A 13,443-nucleotide genomic window follows, 5' to 3' on the forward strand; every position below is an offset into this window, starting at 1 on the left:
CTCGCGGCTGGGCAGTCGCGCCCCGCGTCTTTCGCCAGTTCCACCCGGACCCGCCATCTGAATGTAATCGATGAACCACCAGAAAATCCGGAGGCCAACAATGGTGTTGGGTAGTCGGAATCGAATCCAATCGCGATCATCCGCCCGTGCGGGTGCGCCGACCTTCGTACTAAAACTGATCATTGCCGTGACGGTGATGGCGATTTCCCTGGTTGCCTCACCAGAGCAGGCTCTCGCGGACGGGGCGCCGGCGACGTTGCCGGCCTTGCCGACTCAGACGACGTCGGCCGTGTTCAATGTAAGCCCTGGTGGCGATATCCAGGCGGCGGTGGACGCGGCGTACAACGCGGGCGGGGGGACAGTGAACCTCGCGTCCGGCAGGTTCGACATCACCGCGCCCATCATCCCTCGCAGCAAGGTGACCATCCAGGGCCAGGGCTCGACCGGATCGGGGCTGACGACCCTTTACAACGCCCTCGGGGCGGACATGGTGATCATGGTGGACGACCGGAGCGGCGGGCTGAACAACAGCATTTTCCAGGACTTCAAGGTCGACTGCGGCTTGTCGCGCACCCAGCGCACCTACGCCAGCGATCCGGGAAAGAACTACGGCATCTTCCTCACGGACATCAGCGCTTCGAATGATCTGGTGCTTATCGACAACGTCCAGATCACCCAGTGCCTCACGGGCCTCCATGTCAAGGGGACGAGCGATCTAACCATCCGGAGCAGCAACTTCCACGACAATGGCGGCGTGCTCTACTACAGCCACAACGCCTATCTGCGACGGGTGTCAAAGGCCAACATACAGAACAGCACACTGTCTGACGGATCTACTGCGAACGGGCTCAACATCTCCTACTCCGACAACATCACCGTGCAGGGATGCACTGTCAGCAACAACTACTTCCGGGGCGTCCGGGCGGCCAACTCAACCTACATCGATGTACTCAGCGATACGGTGAGCGGAAACGGTGACACCGGAATCATCATGAACTCTGAAACCGCCGGTGTCGACCAGTTCCGCATCATCAGTGACACGGTGACGTCCAATTCGGTGGGCATCTCGACGTCTTCGAACTCCAGCAACGGCAGCGTCTGGGACAACAGAGTGTCCGGAAACGGGACCAACCTCAGCATCAGTTCCTCGTCGACATCCATCAGATGATCTCATGCCGGGCCGGATCGGCGGGCAATGCCATGCCCAGGAAGATGGGCTGATGGAAGCTCCTTGACGGCGGCCGTGTGAAACTTCTGATGGGCGGCCAGCCGAGTCCCGGTAGATGGCCACAAGAATTACTGGGGGCCAGCGAGTGTTCCTGATCGCGCCTTTACGAGAGGGGCATCTCCGGTCCGGTTTGCTGATTTTTGCAATGTATTAGCGAACTGGCCGGAGAGGCTCGTGACCGCCGCCTGCTGCGCGCCGGTCAGAGCGGTCCCTCCCGCCACTGGGGCAACCGCATCGACCTCTACCCCCGCGCCGACGGGCGGCCCATCGCCCTGCATCCCGCCGAACTGGCCACCGCCCGCGTCCCCGCCTCCTGCCGCTGGCACCTGGGCTCCGGCATTGCCCACCCGCACGATGACGGCAGCGCCTGGTGCCGCATTCCGCACGCTGTGCTCTGCCCGCAGCGCACGCCCACCTGCCGGATCAGCCCGCCCCTCGCGTTGGCGCGCCGTCAACTCGCCGTACGAACCCGTCGCCTGATCGACACCGGTGTCTTCACCACTCCCACGGTTCCCCCCACCAGCGCAGCGCCTGACGGCCCCGACCGCGCGGTCGTGCGGATGCTGCTGGGCCACTACCTCGCCGACGGCCCCGTGGAGGCCATCCGCTGCGTAGCTCAGACGAACCACCGCCACCGTTGCCCCCGCCCCGTTCTGGCCCCGGACGGCCCGGCCGGATCCTGGAGACTGCTGCCCATCGGCCCCCGGCGCGGCCAACTCGTCCTGCCCGAGCAGACGATGGCTGTCTATGACCTCAGCCGGCTGCCTCACGCCGAACAGCGCCGCTGGCGTATCCAGCGCTGCCCCGCGCACGCCATCGTTCACGGCGCCGCCGATCTGGCGCTGGCCGGGTGGCAGGTCTTTGATCCCCTCCTGCACGCGCAGCACCTGCGTACCGGTCTGCCGTATCCACCGGCACACGACAGCGGAGAGAGGTGACGATGCCGCACCACGCCCTGGAAATCCTCCTGGCCCGCCCCCTGGCCCCGGCCGAACTCCGCGACGCCGCCCGCGTGCTGCCGCTCGCAGCCAACCACGACACCACCCGCCTCATGACCCTCGTACGAGCCAAAAGCCCCGGCCGCGCCGCGCACCGGCTGCGACAGCGCCTCGCCACACGGCTCCCCGTGGACGTGATCACCACCCACTACCCGGACACCGACGGACAGGTCCTGCTCAACCTTGCCTTCCCGCCCGCCGTCCACGCCGCGATCCGCCAGGCCGCTCATGAAGTGGGGCAGAGCCCGGAGCTCTTCGTGAAGCTGGCCCTGCACCGCGCGCTGGCCCAGCACGCCAGCGACGAGGCCGACCGCCTCGACCGGGCCGTGCAGCAACTGCTCGCCCACACCACACCCGCACACCTCCTGGCAGCCGTCGGCCACGCCCTGACCCGCACCCCCGGAGCAGCCCCCGCATGAACCCGACCGACGAACAGACGGCCGCGGCCGACGCCTTCCACGCCGGCCAGCACCTCGCCCTGCAGGCCGACGCGGGTACCGGCAAGACCACCACCCTGGCCCTGCTCGCCCGCACCACCAAACGCCGCGGCCGCTATCTCGCCTACAACCGGGCCATCGCCCAGGACGCACGCACCCGATTCCCCGACACCGTGCAGTGCAAGACCGCCCACGCCCTCGCCCACGCCGCCATCGGCCACCGCTACACCCGCCGCCTGAACGCCCCCCGCCGCCCGGCCTGGCAGACCGGGCAGGCCCTCGGCATCACCAAGCCGATCCGCATCGGCGAACGCGACCTCTCACAAAAGACCCTCTCCAACGCCACGCTGCGCACCGTGGCCGGCTTCTGCCACACCGCCGACGAGACGATCACCCGCCATCACGTTCCCCGCCTGCGAGGCCTGGAAGACAAGGACCTGCACACCCAACTCGCCGCCCACATTGTGCCGTTCGCCGAGAAGGCATGGGCCGACCTGCAGCACCCCGACGACGGGGCCGTGCGCTTCGACCACGACCACTACCTGAAGATCTGGGCCCTTGCTCAGCCGAAGATCGATGCCGACTTCCTGCTGCTGGACGAGGCCCAGGACACCAACCCCGTCGTCGAGCAGATCTTCCTCGATCAGCGCGGTCACGCCCAGCTGGTGATGGTCGGCGACTCCGCCCAGGCCATCTACCAGTGGCGCGGCGCCAAAGACGTCATGACCGGCTTCGACGGCACTCAGCTCGCCTTGTCGCAGTCCTTCCGCTTCGGCCCCCACCTGGCCCAGGAGGCCAACCGCTGGCTGGCCATCGCGCAGGCGCCGATCCGCCTGACAGGCACCCCTCAGGTGCCCACCGAACTCGGGCACCTCGTCCGGCCCGACGCTGTACTGTGCCGCACCAACGTCGGCGCCATGGCCCACGTCATGGACCTGCTGGCCGCCGGATACCGAGTGGGACTGGCCGGGGGAGGGGACAGCCTGCGCGCTCTGGCCCTGGCCGCCCGCGACCTCAAGGAGGGCCGACGCACCTCTCCCACCCCGAACTGGTGCTGTTCCCCTCCTGGGGCGAACTGCAGGACTACGCCGCCCACGACCCGGCCGGACGCGACCTGCAGCCGCTGGCCGACCTCGTCGACACCCACGGCACCGACGCCATCCTGGCCGCCCTCGCCCACCTCACGCCGGAGCAACAGGCCGAGGTGACCGTGTCAACGGCCCACAAGGCCAAAGGCCGTGAATGGCCCCGCGTGAAGATCGCCGACGACTTCACCCCTCCGAAGGACACCGACAAGCGCGACGACACCGGCCGCCCTGTACCCGGACCGAACAGCGACAGCGAAGCACGTCTCGCCTATGTCGCCGTCACCCGCACCCGCCGGCGCCTCGACCTCGGCGGCCTCTCCGGGATCCACGAGCACCCCGACGGAAACCCGCCGGCATGCTGACCGTCCTGCGGCAGAGCGGGAGCTGTCGGTCGGAGCGAGCGAACCGGTAGCACAGGCGCGGCAGGACCTCCTGCGGGATACCGGAACCGTTGTCCATCACCGGGAGCGGGAGTGTCTGGACGTGGCCGGGACCGTCGAGCCGCAGATTGTCAAGAAGCGGCAGCGCCGGCTGACCGGGGTGGACGAGATGGTGCTGTCGTTGTCCGTGCAGGGACTTATGCACGGGGAGATCTGCGCACATCTGACCGAGGTGTCCAGGCAGACCATCTCCACGATCACCGACAAGGCGATGGAGGGCATGGCCGAGTGACAGAACCGGCCGCGAGGGCCCGCTCAGGTCTGGTGCGTGCTGGGCCGGCCGCTGGTGAGTTCGGTGTTCGGCTGCTCGCTGTGATCGAGGGTGGCGGCCCAGCTGGCCAGAAGCCGGAGTCCATCGTGTGATGCGGTGCCGGGCTCGGCACTCATCGCGGTGAGGGTGAGGCCCGGGTCGTTCGGGATGGGCAGGCCCTCGAAGGCGAGGGTGAGGTCGCCGACAGCGGGGTGGTGGAAGCGTTTGAGGCCGGTGCGGTGCAGACGCACGTCGTGTGCGGCCCACAGTGTGCGGAAGTCTTCGCTGCGGGTGGAGAGTTCACCGATCAGGTCGCTGAGCTCGCGGTTGTAGGGGTCCTGTCCGGCCTCGGTGCGCAGCAGGGCCGCCGACGCGGCCCTTTGGTAGTCCAGTTCGGTCATGTACTGGGCCGCGCCGGGGTTGAGGAACTGGAACCGGGCGAGATTGACCGGCCGGGCCGGGTCCTGGAACACAGGCCAGTACAGGGCTTTGCCGAGTCGGTTGGCTGCCAGGATGTCGAGGCGGCCGTTGCGGATGAAGGCAGGCACCTCGGTCATCGCGTCCAGCAGCTGTTGTAGCGCGGGCCGGATCGGCTGTGCGGTGCGGCGGCGTGCGGGCCGGCGGGTCGTACTGGCGGTTCGGGCCAGGTCCAGGAGGTGGGCGCGCTCGGATTCGTCGAGCTGCAGCGCGCGGGCCAGGGAGTCCAGGACAGCTTCGGAGACGCCGGAGAGGTTGCCGCGCTCCAGGCGGGCGTAGTACTCGGCGCTGACGCCGGCGAGCGTCGCGACCTCCTCGCGGCGCAGCCCTTTCACCCGGCGGGTGCCTGTGGCGGGGAGCCCTGCCTGCTGGGGTGTGATTTTGCTGCGGCGGCTGGTGAGGAACTCGCGTACCTCGCTTCGGTTGTCCATGTCTTCGAGGCTACGACGGCTTGTCCGGCCGTGGGGTGTACTGCCAGTACACGTATCAACAGGTCCTTCCGCGCGCTCGTGACCTGCCGTTTCATCGGTAGCAGGCCAGCAAAGGCCCGCCCGTCCGCCCGGTGGCGCACGTCCCGGCTGAGGGAGGCAATGGAGAGCGGTGCCCGTTCCCCGCCCCTGTGGGTGCACGCGCGGGCATCCACACGGTAAGGAGCCGATCATGGCGGAGGACAAGAAGCCCGGGGGACCGCGTCAGCAGTTCGGGGACATCGCTCCGGCACTGGCCGGTTACAGCGAGGACGTGCTGTTCGGGCAGGTGTGGGAGGACCGGGACCTGCCCGCGCGGGAACGCAGCCTGGTCACGGTGGCCAGCCTGATCACCAGCGGCAGCAGCGAGCAGCTGGCCTTCCACCTGGGCAAGGCCCGGGAAAACGGGGTCAGTGACAAGGAACTGATCGCGACGATCACGCACCTGGCGTTCTACGCCGGATGGCCCAAGGCCATGTCCGCGCTCACCGTCGCCCGTGACGTGCTCGCGTCCTAGGGACCGATGGCGGGCGGCGAGAGCCCCCAAGGCCCTGAACCAGCCGCCGGGCGTAGCGGCATCACCGGTAGCGGTGCACACCGCTCCTGCCTGAGCCCCCCCGTACCCGTCACCTGTGCGTGGCCGTGCCGCGCCCGTATGCAGTCAAGGAGAACGATCATGGAGATCATCCAGCCGCCGGCGACGGCGAAGCTGCCTGCCGAGATGTTCGCCGGGGATGCCTGGGCGGACGTCATCTACCGCGGTGAGGACCCTTCCCGTGCACGGGCCAACATGGTGCGCTTCGCACCCGGTGCGCGCACGGCCTGGCACTCCCACGGCCTGGGGCAGACGCTCTACATCGTGGAGGGCATCGCCCTGATCCAGTCCCGCGGTGGCGAGATCGTCGAGGCCCGCCCCGGGGATGTGGTCTTCACCCCGGCCGGTGAGGAGCACTGGCACGGTGCTGCCCCCGACCGGTTCATGAGCCACATCGCGCTGTGGGAGGGCGACAAGGTCGACTGGCTCGAACACGTCACGGACGCGGAGTACACCGGTCCCCGCCGCCTCGCCCGCACCTCCTGAACCATTCGCACTGCCTCACAGCCCACCCGCCCGTCTCGCGAGATACGGAGACAATCATGCGCGCAACCGTCCTCTACGCCCCCCGCGACGTCCGCGTCGAAGACCGCCCCCAGGCCGCCGTCCAGCAGCCCACCGATGCAGTGATCCGCACCGTCGCCACCTGTGTGTGCGGCTCGGACCTGTGGGACTACCGCGGCATCAACGAAGTCGCCGAGCCCACACCCGGCGGCCACGAATACGTCGGCATCGTGGAAGAAGTCGGCAGCGACGTGAGCGGCATCAAGCCCGGCCAGCTGGTCGTCGGCTCGTTCTTCGCCTCCGACAACACCTGCCCCAACTGCGAAAACGGCTACCAGACCAACTGCCTGCACCGCGAGTTCGTCGGCGGCGCCCAGGCCGAGTACGTTCGCGTCCCGCTCGCCGACGGCACCCTCGTCCACGTCCCCGGGGACGTTGCGGACGAGCACATCTCCAGCCTGCTGGCCTGCTCCGATGTCATGGGCACCGGCTGGTACGCGGCTGTGGCCGCGGAGGTGAAGCCCGGCGACACCGTCGCCGTGGTCGGGGACGGCGCGGTCGGACTCTGCGCGGTCATCGCCGCCAAGGAACTCGGGGCGACGCGGATCATCGCCATGTCCCGCCACGAGTCGCGCCAGAAACTGGCCCGCGAGTTCGGCGCCACCGACATCATCGCCGAACGCGGCGACGAGGGCGTAGCCCGCGTCAAGGAACTGACCGGCGGCATCGGCGCCGACGCCGTGCTGGAGTGCGTGGGCACCCCCGACTCCATGCAGCAGGCTCTTCACTCCACCCGCCCCGGCGGCAACGTCGGCTTCGTCGGCGTCCCCCACGGCGTGCAGATCAACGGGGAAGAGCTGTTCTTCTCCCACGTCGCCCTGCGCGGCGGCCCCGCCCCCGTCCGGGAGTTCCTGCCCGACCTCATCCAGCGCGTCCTGGACGGCCGGATCAACCCCGGCAAGGTCTTCGACCTCGAACTTCCCCTGGAGAAGGCCGCCGAAGGCTACAAGGCCATGGACGAGCGCCGCGCCATCAAGGCACTCCTGCGCCCCTGACACGACGCCCAGGCACCCCGCATCTCCCAGCACCCCGGGCGGCACCCCCACCGTCCCGGAGAACGGAACCCTCCCATGAACCCGCAGTATGACTTCGAAGGCCAGGTCGCCCTGGTCACCGGTGCCGCCTCCGGCATGGGCCTGGCCACCGCCCGCGCCTTCGCCCAGGCCGGTGCCGCCGTCGTCCTGGCCGACCTCAACAAGGACGCCGTCCAGAACGCGGCCAAGGAACTCACCGACGCCGGCCACCAGGCCATCGGCGTTGCCTGCGACGTCACCGACGAGGCCCAGGCCGCCGCCGCGGTGGACCGCGCGGTGGACACCTTCGGCCGCCTGGACATGGCGTTCAACAACGCCGGCATCCAGGCCCCGCCGTCGGACGCCGCCGATGAGAGCGCCGAGGAGTTCGACCGCGTCAACGCCGTCAACCTGCGCGGCGTGTGGGCCGCCCAGAAACACGAGCTGCGCCAGATGCGGACCCAGGGTTCGGGCGCGATCGTCAACTGCTCCTCCCTGGGCGGGCTGGTCGGCCTGCCCGAACGGGCCGCCTACCACGCCTCCAAGCACGGCGTGATCGGTCTGACCAAGAGCGCCGCGGTCGAATACGCCCCCAAGGGCATCCGGATCAACGCGATCTGCCCCGGCGTGATCGACACCCCGATGGTCTCGGACATGCTCGAAGGCCAGGCCGAGGCCATGGCCGAGATCATGAAGCAGCAGCCGATCGGCCGCCTCGGCAAGGCCGAAGAAGTCGCCGCCGCTGCCGTATGGCTGTGCAGCGACGCCGCCAGCTTCGTCATCGGCGTCGCCCTGCCCGTCGACGGCGGCTACACCACCCACTGACACCACCACCCGGCAAATGTCCCCGGGGCGGCCGCCCCGGCAGCGTCACGCAAGGAGCCAGCGTCATGGAGTACCGCCGTCTCGGCGCCAGCGGAACCCTGGTGTCCAACCTGTCCCTGGGCACGATGAACTTCGGGACCCCGGAGACACCCGAGGAGGAGGCATTCGCGCAGATGGACGCCTTCCTCGACGCCGGCGGCAATCTGCTCGACACCGCCGACGTCTACAACGGCGGAGTGGCCGAGGAGACCGTCGGCAGGTGGCTCGCCGCCCGCCCGCGCGAAGTCACCGACCGCGTCGTCATCGCCACCAAGGGCCGGACCCGCACCGGCACCGACCCCAACGAAGCCGGAACCTCCCGCCGCCACCTGGACCGGGCGCTGACAACCTCCCTGCGCAGGCTGGCAGTCGACACCGTCGACCTCTACCAGCTCCACGCGTGGGACCCCCTGACACCGATCGAGGAGACACTGTCCTTCCTCGACTCGGCCGTCCGCGCGGGAAAGATCCGCTACGTCGGCCTGTCCAACTTCACCGGCTGGCAGCTCCAGCTCGCCGTCTCGACCGCGCAGGCGCACGGCTACCCGGTGCCGGTGACGCTCCAGGCCCAGTACAACCTGGCCACCCGCCAGACGGAATGGGAGATGGCAGCCGCCGCCCTCCACAACGGACTCGGCATCCTGGCCTGGTCCCCGCTCGCGAGCGGATTCCTCACCGGAAAGTACCAGCGCGGCGCGCAGCGGCCCTCCGACACCAGGGCCGGCCAGGACCACCCCCTCTACCAGTACACCTCCTCCAACTACGAGCACTCCGACCGCACCTGGGACTCCGTCGACGCCCTGCGCAGGGTCGCCGAGGACAACGGCGTCACCCCCGCCCAGGCCGCCCTCAGCTGGGTCATCAACCGCCCCGGCGTCACCTCCGCCATCGTCGGCGCCCGCACCCTGGAACAACTCGCCGGCAACCTCACCGCCGCCGACCTGCGCCTGGACCCGGACTCCGTCGAGGCGCTCGACACCGCCAGCGACCCGAACCCGGCGCCCTACCCCTACGGCGCCTTCGGCTCCGCCCAGCGCGACCGCACCCCCAACGACCCCGAGGCCCTCAGCGCCCTCATCCAGGAGCACGCCGATTCCGGCGGCCCCCGACAGCACTGAGCCGTGCACGGACGGAAGCACGCGAAAGGGAGATTCGCCATGAAGTACGTCCGCCTCGGCGCCACCGGACTGAAGGTCAGCCGGCTCGCCCTGGGCTGCATGAGCTACGGCGACCCGACCGTGGCCGGTGCCCATCCGTGGGCGCTGACCGAGGACAAAGCCGCCCCGTTCTTCCAGCAGGCAACCGAGCTGGGCATCACCTTCTGGGACACCGCCAACGTCTACCAGGCCGGCACCTCGGAGGAAATCGTCGGCCGCGCCATCCGCGAATACTCCCGGCGCGAGGACATCGTGCTCGCCACCAAGGTCCGCGGGAAGATGCACGACGGCCCCGGCGGCGAGGGCCTGTCCCGCAAGGCAATCCTCGAACAGGTCGATGCCTCACTGTCCCGGCTGGGCACGGACTACATCGACCTCTACCAGATCCACCGCTTCGACGACGGGACACCCGCCGGAGAGACGATGGAGGCACTGCACGACGTCGTCAAGGCCGGCAAGGTCCGCTACATCGGCGCCTCGTCGATGTACGCCTGGCAGTTCGCCAAGCTCCAGCACGCCGCCGACCTGGGCGGATGGACCCGCTTCGTCTCCATGCAGAACCAGTACAACCTCCTGCGCCGCCAGGACGAGCCGGAACTGATGGCCATGTGCGCCGACATGGGCGTGGGACTGGTGCCCTACTCGCCGAACGGGAAGGGCCGCCTCGCCCGCCCCGCCGGCGAGCAGAGCACCCGCTCCCGCACCGACCACGTCGTGCAGTCCTTCGACAGCCCGCACGACGAGCCGGTCATCAACGCCGTACAGCAGCTCGCCGAGGCCCGCGGCGTCAGCATGGCCCACGTCGCACTGGCCTGGGTACTGCGCAACCCCCTGGTCTCCGCCCCCATCGTGGGTGCCACCAAGCCCCACCACTTGCCTCAGGCCGTCGATGCGCTCGAACTGCGGCTGTCGGACGAGGAGGCGGCCGCTCTGGAAGAGCCCTACACCAACGCCGGACCGTCCTGGTTCTGAGCACAGGGCCGCTCAGGCACGGTGCCCCGCCCGAGGGGCCCGTGTCCGGAGCATCTGCGGCAAAGCCCCGGCCACGACAGCCAGGACTCACCGGTCCGTTTTCCATCCGGGACAGCTCACCATTCTCTGTTCGTGCGGGCGCTGTCCGGGAGGAGCGTCTAGTCAACGGATCTGTGGCACCAACTGATGGCGGCGCGGCGCGAACGCTACCGAGATCGGCCGTCAGCGCGGCGGCGCCGTCATGCGGGGGAGGTCGGCGGGGGAGAGGTCGGGGCGGGAGCGGTGCAGGCGTGCGGGGTGGCGCCACTGGCCGGAGGCGTCACGGGCGACGTCGACGCCGACTTCCACCACCAGCTCGGGTTCCACCAGCGTGACGTTCAGCTTTTTCTGGCTGCCCCATCCGGCGGAGAACGACCAGCCTGTCCACGGATGACCGCGTCGCCCTGCAGCGAGCAGGCTGGCGACCGCCGCACCTGCCGCTTGGGCGAGGGTGGTGGTGCGGCCGACGTACTGAAGCCGAGCAGCAGCGTGCGGGGAGCGGCCGGAGAGCCGGTGATCGCGCCGACGATGGCCTCGCTCGTCTCGCGGATCTTGTATTTCTGCCAGCCCCTTACTGACGGGCGGTAGGCGTCATTGAGCCTCTTGAAGACCACACCCTCCATCCCGACCGACGCCCACGTCAGCCAATCGCGCACGACGTCGGCCTCGGTGGTCGACGGGCACAGGGCCTACGGCGCCGACAGCCGACGGGCGGCGAACACGGACTCCAGCGCGGCCCTGCGCCGCCGATGGTGTCCGTCCCGGACAGCCGCAGCAGATCAAACGCGACGAAGTGGGCCGGCCACTCCTGCGCCGCCCGGGCCGCCCCGGCACCACGCCGGGCAAGCCGGTTCTGCAGCCGCTCGAAGGCGAGACGGCCTGCGGCGTCCCATACGACCAGCTCGCCGTCCAACGAGGTCGCGTCCGGCAGCTGCACGGCCCCGGCCACGACCTCTGGAAACGACGGCCCCATTCTGTGCCGCGCCTGGAGCGCAGCACTACCTGGCCGGCGTCGACGGAGACGAGAGCCCGAAATCCGTCCTACTTCGGTTATGCGCTGTTGAACTGTCCGCGGGATAGAGTCCGGCGCCATGTCGATCACGGGCGGCGAGCGGCTGTCCTCGTGAGAGTGCGGTCAGGCGGCGAAGGAGGCGAGCAGTTCGTTGTACTGCTTGGCGGCGGTGGCCAGGTCCTGGTCGGAGAGGCCGAAAGCCGTGCCGTACAGCTTGACCATCGGCTGGATGTCGAACTGGCAGAGCCGCAGGGTGGCGTGCCAGTTGCTGAGAAGGGTTTCGACGGTGGCCTGGTTCGAGCCTTCGGGGGTGTAGTGGTCGGCGGGGACGCCGGTGGTGACGGCGACGACGGCCTTCTTGCCGGCCAGCTGCGAGGCAGAGCCGTCCATGGTGAAGGCCCAGCCGAGGGTGAAGACCCTGTCCTGCCACTGCTTGAACAGAGGGGTGGTGTTGTACCAGAACACCGGGTGCTGGAAGACGATCACATCGTGTTCGGCCAGCAGTGCCTGCTCTGCGTCGGCGTCGATCTGGAAGTCGGGGTAGGTGGCGTAGAGGTCGTGCACGGTGACATGGGCCAGGTCGCGGACGGCGTTCACCAGGGCCTTGTTGGCCTTCGACTGGGACAGGTCGGGGTGACCTACGACAAGGAGAACCTTGGGCATGATGCGGAACCTTTTCGGTGATCAGTGAAATGGATGAGCAGATGCGGGCCGGTCGGGTGTGACGGGTCAGCAGGTCGCCAGGGCGTCAGATCACCGGTCGATGGTGGCCATGTTGGCCTCGTCGTGGCGTTCGCCCGCGGCCGGTGTGAGGTTGTTGAGGCGGCCGAGCTGGGCGGCGGTGAGTTCCACACCGTCGGCAGCGGTGTTCTCCTCGACGCGTGAGACCCGGCGGGTTCCGGGGATGGGGGCGATGTCGTCACCGCGGGTCAGCAGCCATGCCAGCGCGGTCTGTGCCGGGGTGGCTCCGATCTCGGCGCCGATGGCCCGCACCTCGTCGACGATGCGCAGGTTGCGCTGGAAGTTCTCGCCGGTGAAGCGCGGGTTGGTCTTGCGCCAGTCGTCGTCGGCGAAGTCGTCGACGGTGCGGATCTGCCCGGTCAGCAGGCCGTGGCCGAGCGGGGAGTAGGGCACGAACCCGATGCCCAACTCCCGCAGCAGCGGGAGGATCTCGGCCTCGACGTCACGCGTCCACAGGGAGTATTCGGTCTGCAGCGCGGCCACCGGATGCACGGCGTGTGCCCGGCGGATCGTCTCAGGTCCGGCCTCCGAGAGTCCGATATGGCGCACCTTGCCCTCGGCGACCAGCTCTGCCAGCGCGCCGACGGTCTCCTCGATGGGGGTGTTCGGGTCGACGCGGTGCTGGTAGTACAGGTCGATGTGGTCGGTGCCGAGCCGCAGGAGCGAGCCTTCGACCGCGGTCTTCACGTTGGCAGCCTTGCTGTCGATGACGCCGGGGCCGTCGCCAGCGTGCGAGACGAGACCGAACTTCGTCGCCACGACGACGTCGTCGCGACGGCCCTTGATGGCCTGGCCGACGATTTCCTCGCTGTGGAAGGGGCCATAGATCTCGGCCGTGTCGATGTGGGTAACGCCGAGGTCCAGCGCACGATGGATGGTGCGGATCGACTCGGCGTCATCGAGGCCCCCGCCCGTCGTGTAGGTGCCGGCCATGGTCATGGCTCCCAGGCCGATGCGGGAGACATCGAGCCCGCCCAGTGATACGTGCTTCATCAAGTACTCCTTGTCGTGACGGCCGTCAGGCCGGTCGGTGGTCGTGCGTAGTGGGGTGCGCCACCCGTTGGCGGACCGTGCTGGGGTGATCCGCGTGCTGTCGACACG

At 69.0% G+C, this 13,443-nt stretch carries 15 protein-coding genes and 2 pseudogenes; 11 read left to right on the top strand and 6 right to left on the bottom strand.

The window, feature by feature from the left end:
- The first annotated feature begins 70 nt into the window (after positions 1 to 70).
- The 5 genes and pseudogenes from ACIRPU_RS39460 to ACIRPU_RS39480 form a co-directional block, all read left to right on the top strand.
- Positions 71 to 1,168, top strand: coding sequence for a right-handed parallel beta-helix repeat-containing protein (locus tag ACIRPU_RS39460; protein WP_403876529.1), 1,098 nt, complete (start codon positions 71 to 73; stop codon positions 1,166 to 1,168).
- 200 nt (positions 1,169 to 1,368) lie between these two features.
- Positions 1,369 to 2,166, top strand: a complete 798-nt coding sequence (locus ACIRPU_RS39465) for a DUF6083 domain-containing protein (protein WP_403876532.1) — start codon at positions 1,369 to 1,371, stop codon at positions 2,164 to 2,166.
- Positions 2,163 to 2,645 (top strand): hypothetical protein, encoded by a 483-nt coding sequence (locus ACIRPU_RS39470; RefSeq protein ID WP_403876535.1) that lies wholly within the window; start codon positions 2,163 to 2,165, stop codon positions 2,643 to 2,645. The genes ACIRPU_RS39465 and ACIRPU_RS39470 overlap by 4 nt, the downstream gene beginning before the upstream one ends.
- Positions 2,642 to 4,113: pseudogene (locus tag ACIRPU_RS39475) on the top strand (UvrD-helicase domain-containing protein). Before ACIRPU_RS39470 ends, ACIRPU_RS39475 begins: the two are co-directional and overlap by 4 nt.
- Positions 4,114 to 4,231: 118 nt before the next feature.
- Positions 4,232 to 4,417, top strand: a pseudogene (locus ACIRPU_RS39480) (transposase); the annotation flags it as partial.
- A 29-nt stretch (positions 4,418 to 4,446) separates the two neighbouring features.
- Here the strand turns inward: ACIRPU_RS39480 and ACIRPU_RS39485 are convergent.
- The gene (locus tag ACIRPU_RS39485; RefSeq protein WP_403876538.1) at positions 4,447 to 5,349 is read right to left on the bottom strand and encodes a helix-turn-helix transcriptional regulator; all 903 of its coding nucleotides are present in this window, start codon (positions 5,347 to 5,349) and stop codon (positions 4,447 to 4,449) included.
- Positions 5,350 to 5,578: 229 nt separating this feature from the next.
- Here ACIRPU_RS39485 and ACIRPU_RS39490 point away from each other — a divergent pair, with 229 nt between their 5' ends.
- The 6 genes from ACIRPU_RS39490 to ACIRPU_RS39515 all read left to right on the top strand — a co-directional run bounded on the left by ACIRPU_RS39490 (position 5,579) and on the right by ACIRPU_RS39515 (position 10,550).
- A complete protein-coding gene (locus ACIRPU_RS39490) occupies positions 5,579 to 5,902 on the top strand; it encodes a carboxymuconolactone decarboxylase family protein (protein ID WP_403876541.1) in 324 nt (107 codons plus the stop codon).
- A gap of 159 nt (positions 5,903 to 6,061) precedes the next feature.
- On the top strand, positions 6,062 to 6,466 hold the full coding sequence (locus tag ACIRPU_RS39495; RefSeq protein WP_403670362.1) for a cupin domain-containing protein: 405 nt from the start codon (positions 6,062 to 6,064) through the stop codon (positions 6,464 to 6,466).
- A 56-nt stretch (positions 6,467 to 6,522) separates the two neighbouring features.
- On the top strand, positions 6,523 to 7,539 hold the full coding sequence (locus tag ACIRPU_RS39500) for a zinc-dependent alcohol dehydrogenase family protein (RefSeq protein WP_403876544.1): 1,017 nt from the start codon (positions 6,523 to 6,525) through the stop codon (positions 7,537 to 7,539).
- A 75-nt stretch (positions 7,540 to 7,614) separates the two neighbouring features.
- On the top strand, positions 7,615 to 8,382 hold the full coding sequence (locus tag ACIRPU_RS39505) for a glucose 1-dehydrogenase (protein WP_403876547.1): 768 nt from the start codon (positions 7,615 to 7,617) through the stop codon (positions 8,380 to 8,382).
- Between the two features lie 65 nt (positions 8,383 to 8,447).
- Entirely contained in the window at positions 8,448 to 9,539 is a 1,092-nt protein-coding gene (locus ACIRPU_RS39510; RefSeq protein ID WP_403876551.1) for an aldo/keto reductase, read from the top strand.
- Positions 9,540 to 9,578: 39 nt separating this feature from the next.
- On the top strand, positions 9,579 to 10,550 hold the full coding sequence (locus ACIRPU_RS39515) for an aldo/keto reductase (protein ID WP_403876554.1): 972 nt from the start codon (positions 9,579 to 9,581) through the stop codon (positions 10,548 to 10,550).
- 222 nt (positions 10,551 to 10,772) lie between these two features.
- Here ACIRPU_RS39515 and ACIRPU_RS39520 read toward each other — a convergent pair whose 3' ends face one another.
- The 5 genes from ACIRPU_RS39520 to ACIRPU_RS39540 all read right to left on the bottom strand — a co-directional run bounded on the left by ACIRPU_RS39520 (position 10,773) and on the right by ACIRPU_RS39540 (position 13,335).
- Entirely contained in the window at positions 10,773 to 10,916 is a 144-nt protein-coding gene (locus ACIRPU_RS39520) for an ATP-dependent DNA ligase (RefSeq protein WP_403876557.1), read from the bottom strand.
- Between the two features lie 11 nt (positions 10,917 to 10,927).
- Positions 10,928 to 11,245: a hypothetical protein gene (locus ACIRPU_RS39525; protein WP_403876560.1), complete on the bottom strand. Its 318-nt coding sequence runs from the start codon at positions 11,243 to 11,245 to the stop codon at positions 10,928 to 10,930.
- Positions 11,230 to 11,682, bottom strand: coding sequence for a hypothetical protein (locus tag ACIRPU_RS39530; RefSeq protein ID WP_403876613.1), 453 nt, complete (start codon positions 11,680 to 11,682; stop codon positions 11,230 to 11,232). Before ACIRPU_RS39530 ends, ACIRPU_RS39525 begins: the two co-directional genes overlap by 16 nt.
- A 42-nt stretch (positions 11,683 to 11,724) precedes the next feature.
- Positions 11,725 to 12,264, bottom strand: coding sequence for an NAD(P)H-dependent oxidoreductase (locus ACIRPU_RS39535; RefSeq protein ID WP_403876563.1), 540 nt, complete (start codon positions 12,262 to 12,264; stop codon positions 11,725 to 11,727).
- A gap of 90 nt (positions 12,265 to 12,354) precedes the next feature.
- Positions 12,355 to 13,335 (bottom strand): aldo/keto reductase, encoded by a 981-nt coding sequence (locus ACIRPU_RS39540; protein WP_403876565.1) that lies wholly within the window; start codon positions 13,333 to 13,335, stop codon positions 12,355 to 12,357.
- Between the last annotated feature and the right edge of the window lie 108 nt (positions 13,336 to 13,443).

This window comes from Streptomyces sp. NPDC102259 (assembly GCF_044766465.1).
GTDB lineage: Bacteria > Actinomycetota > Actinomycetes > Streptomycetales > Streptomycetaceae > Streptomyces.

Coding starts and splice junctions, on each gene's coding strand:
- ACIRPU_RS39505 (WP_403876547.1), top strand. CDS start 7,615: ATGAACCCGCAGTATGACTTCGAAGGCCAGGTCGCCCTGGTCACCGGT.
- ACIRPU_RS39485 (WP_403876538.1), bottom strand. CDS start 5,349: ATGGACAACCGAAGCGAGGTACGCGAGTTCCTCACCAGCCGCCGCAGC.
- ACIRPU_RS39495 (WP_403670362.1), top strand. CDS start 6,062: ATGGAGATCATCCAGCCGCCGGCGACGGCGAAGCTGCCTGCCGAGATG.
- ACIRPU_RS39460 (WP_403876529.1), top strand. CDS start 71: ATGAACCACCAGAAAATCCGGAGGCCAACAATGGTGTTGGGTAGTCGG.
- ACIRPU_RS39490 (WP_403876541.1), top strand. CDS start 5,579: ATGGCGGAGGACAAGAAGCCCGGGGGACCGCGTCAGCAGTTCGGGGAC.
- ACIRPU_RS39535 (WP_403876563.1), bottom strand. CDS start 12,264: ATGCCCAAGGTTCTCCTTGTCGTAGGTCACCCCGACCTGTCCCAGTCG.
- ACIRPU_RS39530 (WP_403876613.1), bottom strand. CDS start 11,682: ATGGCGCCGGACTCTATCCCGCGGACAGTTCAACAGCGCATAACCGAA.
- ACIRPU_RS39540 (WP_403876565.1), bottom strand. CDS start 13,335: ATGAAGCACGTATCACTGGGCGGGCTCGATGTCTCCCGCATCGGCCTG.
- ACIRPU_RS39500 (WP_403876544.1), top strand. CDS start 6,523: ATGCGCGCAACCGTCCTCTACGCCCCCCGCGACGTCCGCGTCGAAGAC.
- ACIRPU_RS39515 (WP_403876554.1), top strand. CDS start 9,579: ATGAAGTACGTCCGCCTCGGCGCCACCGGACTGAAGGTCAGCCGGCTC.
- ACIRPU_RS39510 (WP_403876551.1), top strand. CDS start 8,448: ATGGAGTACCGCCGTCTCGGCGCCAGCGGAACCCTGGTGTCCAACCTG.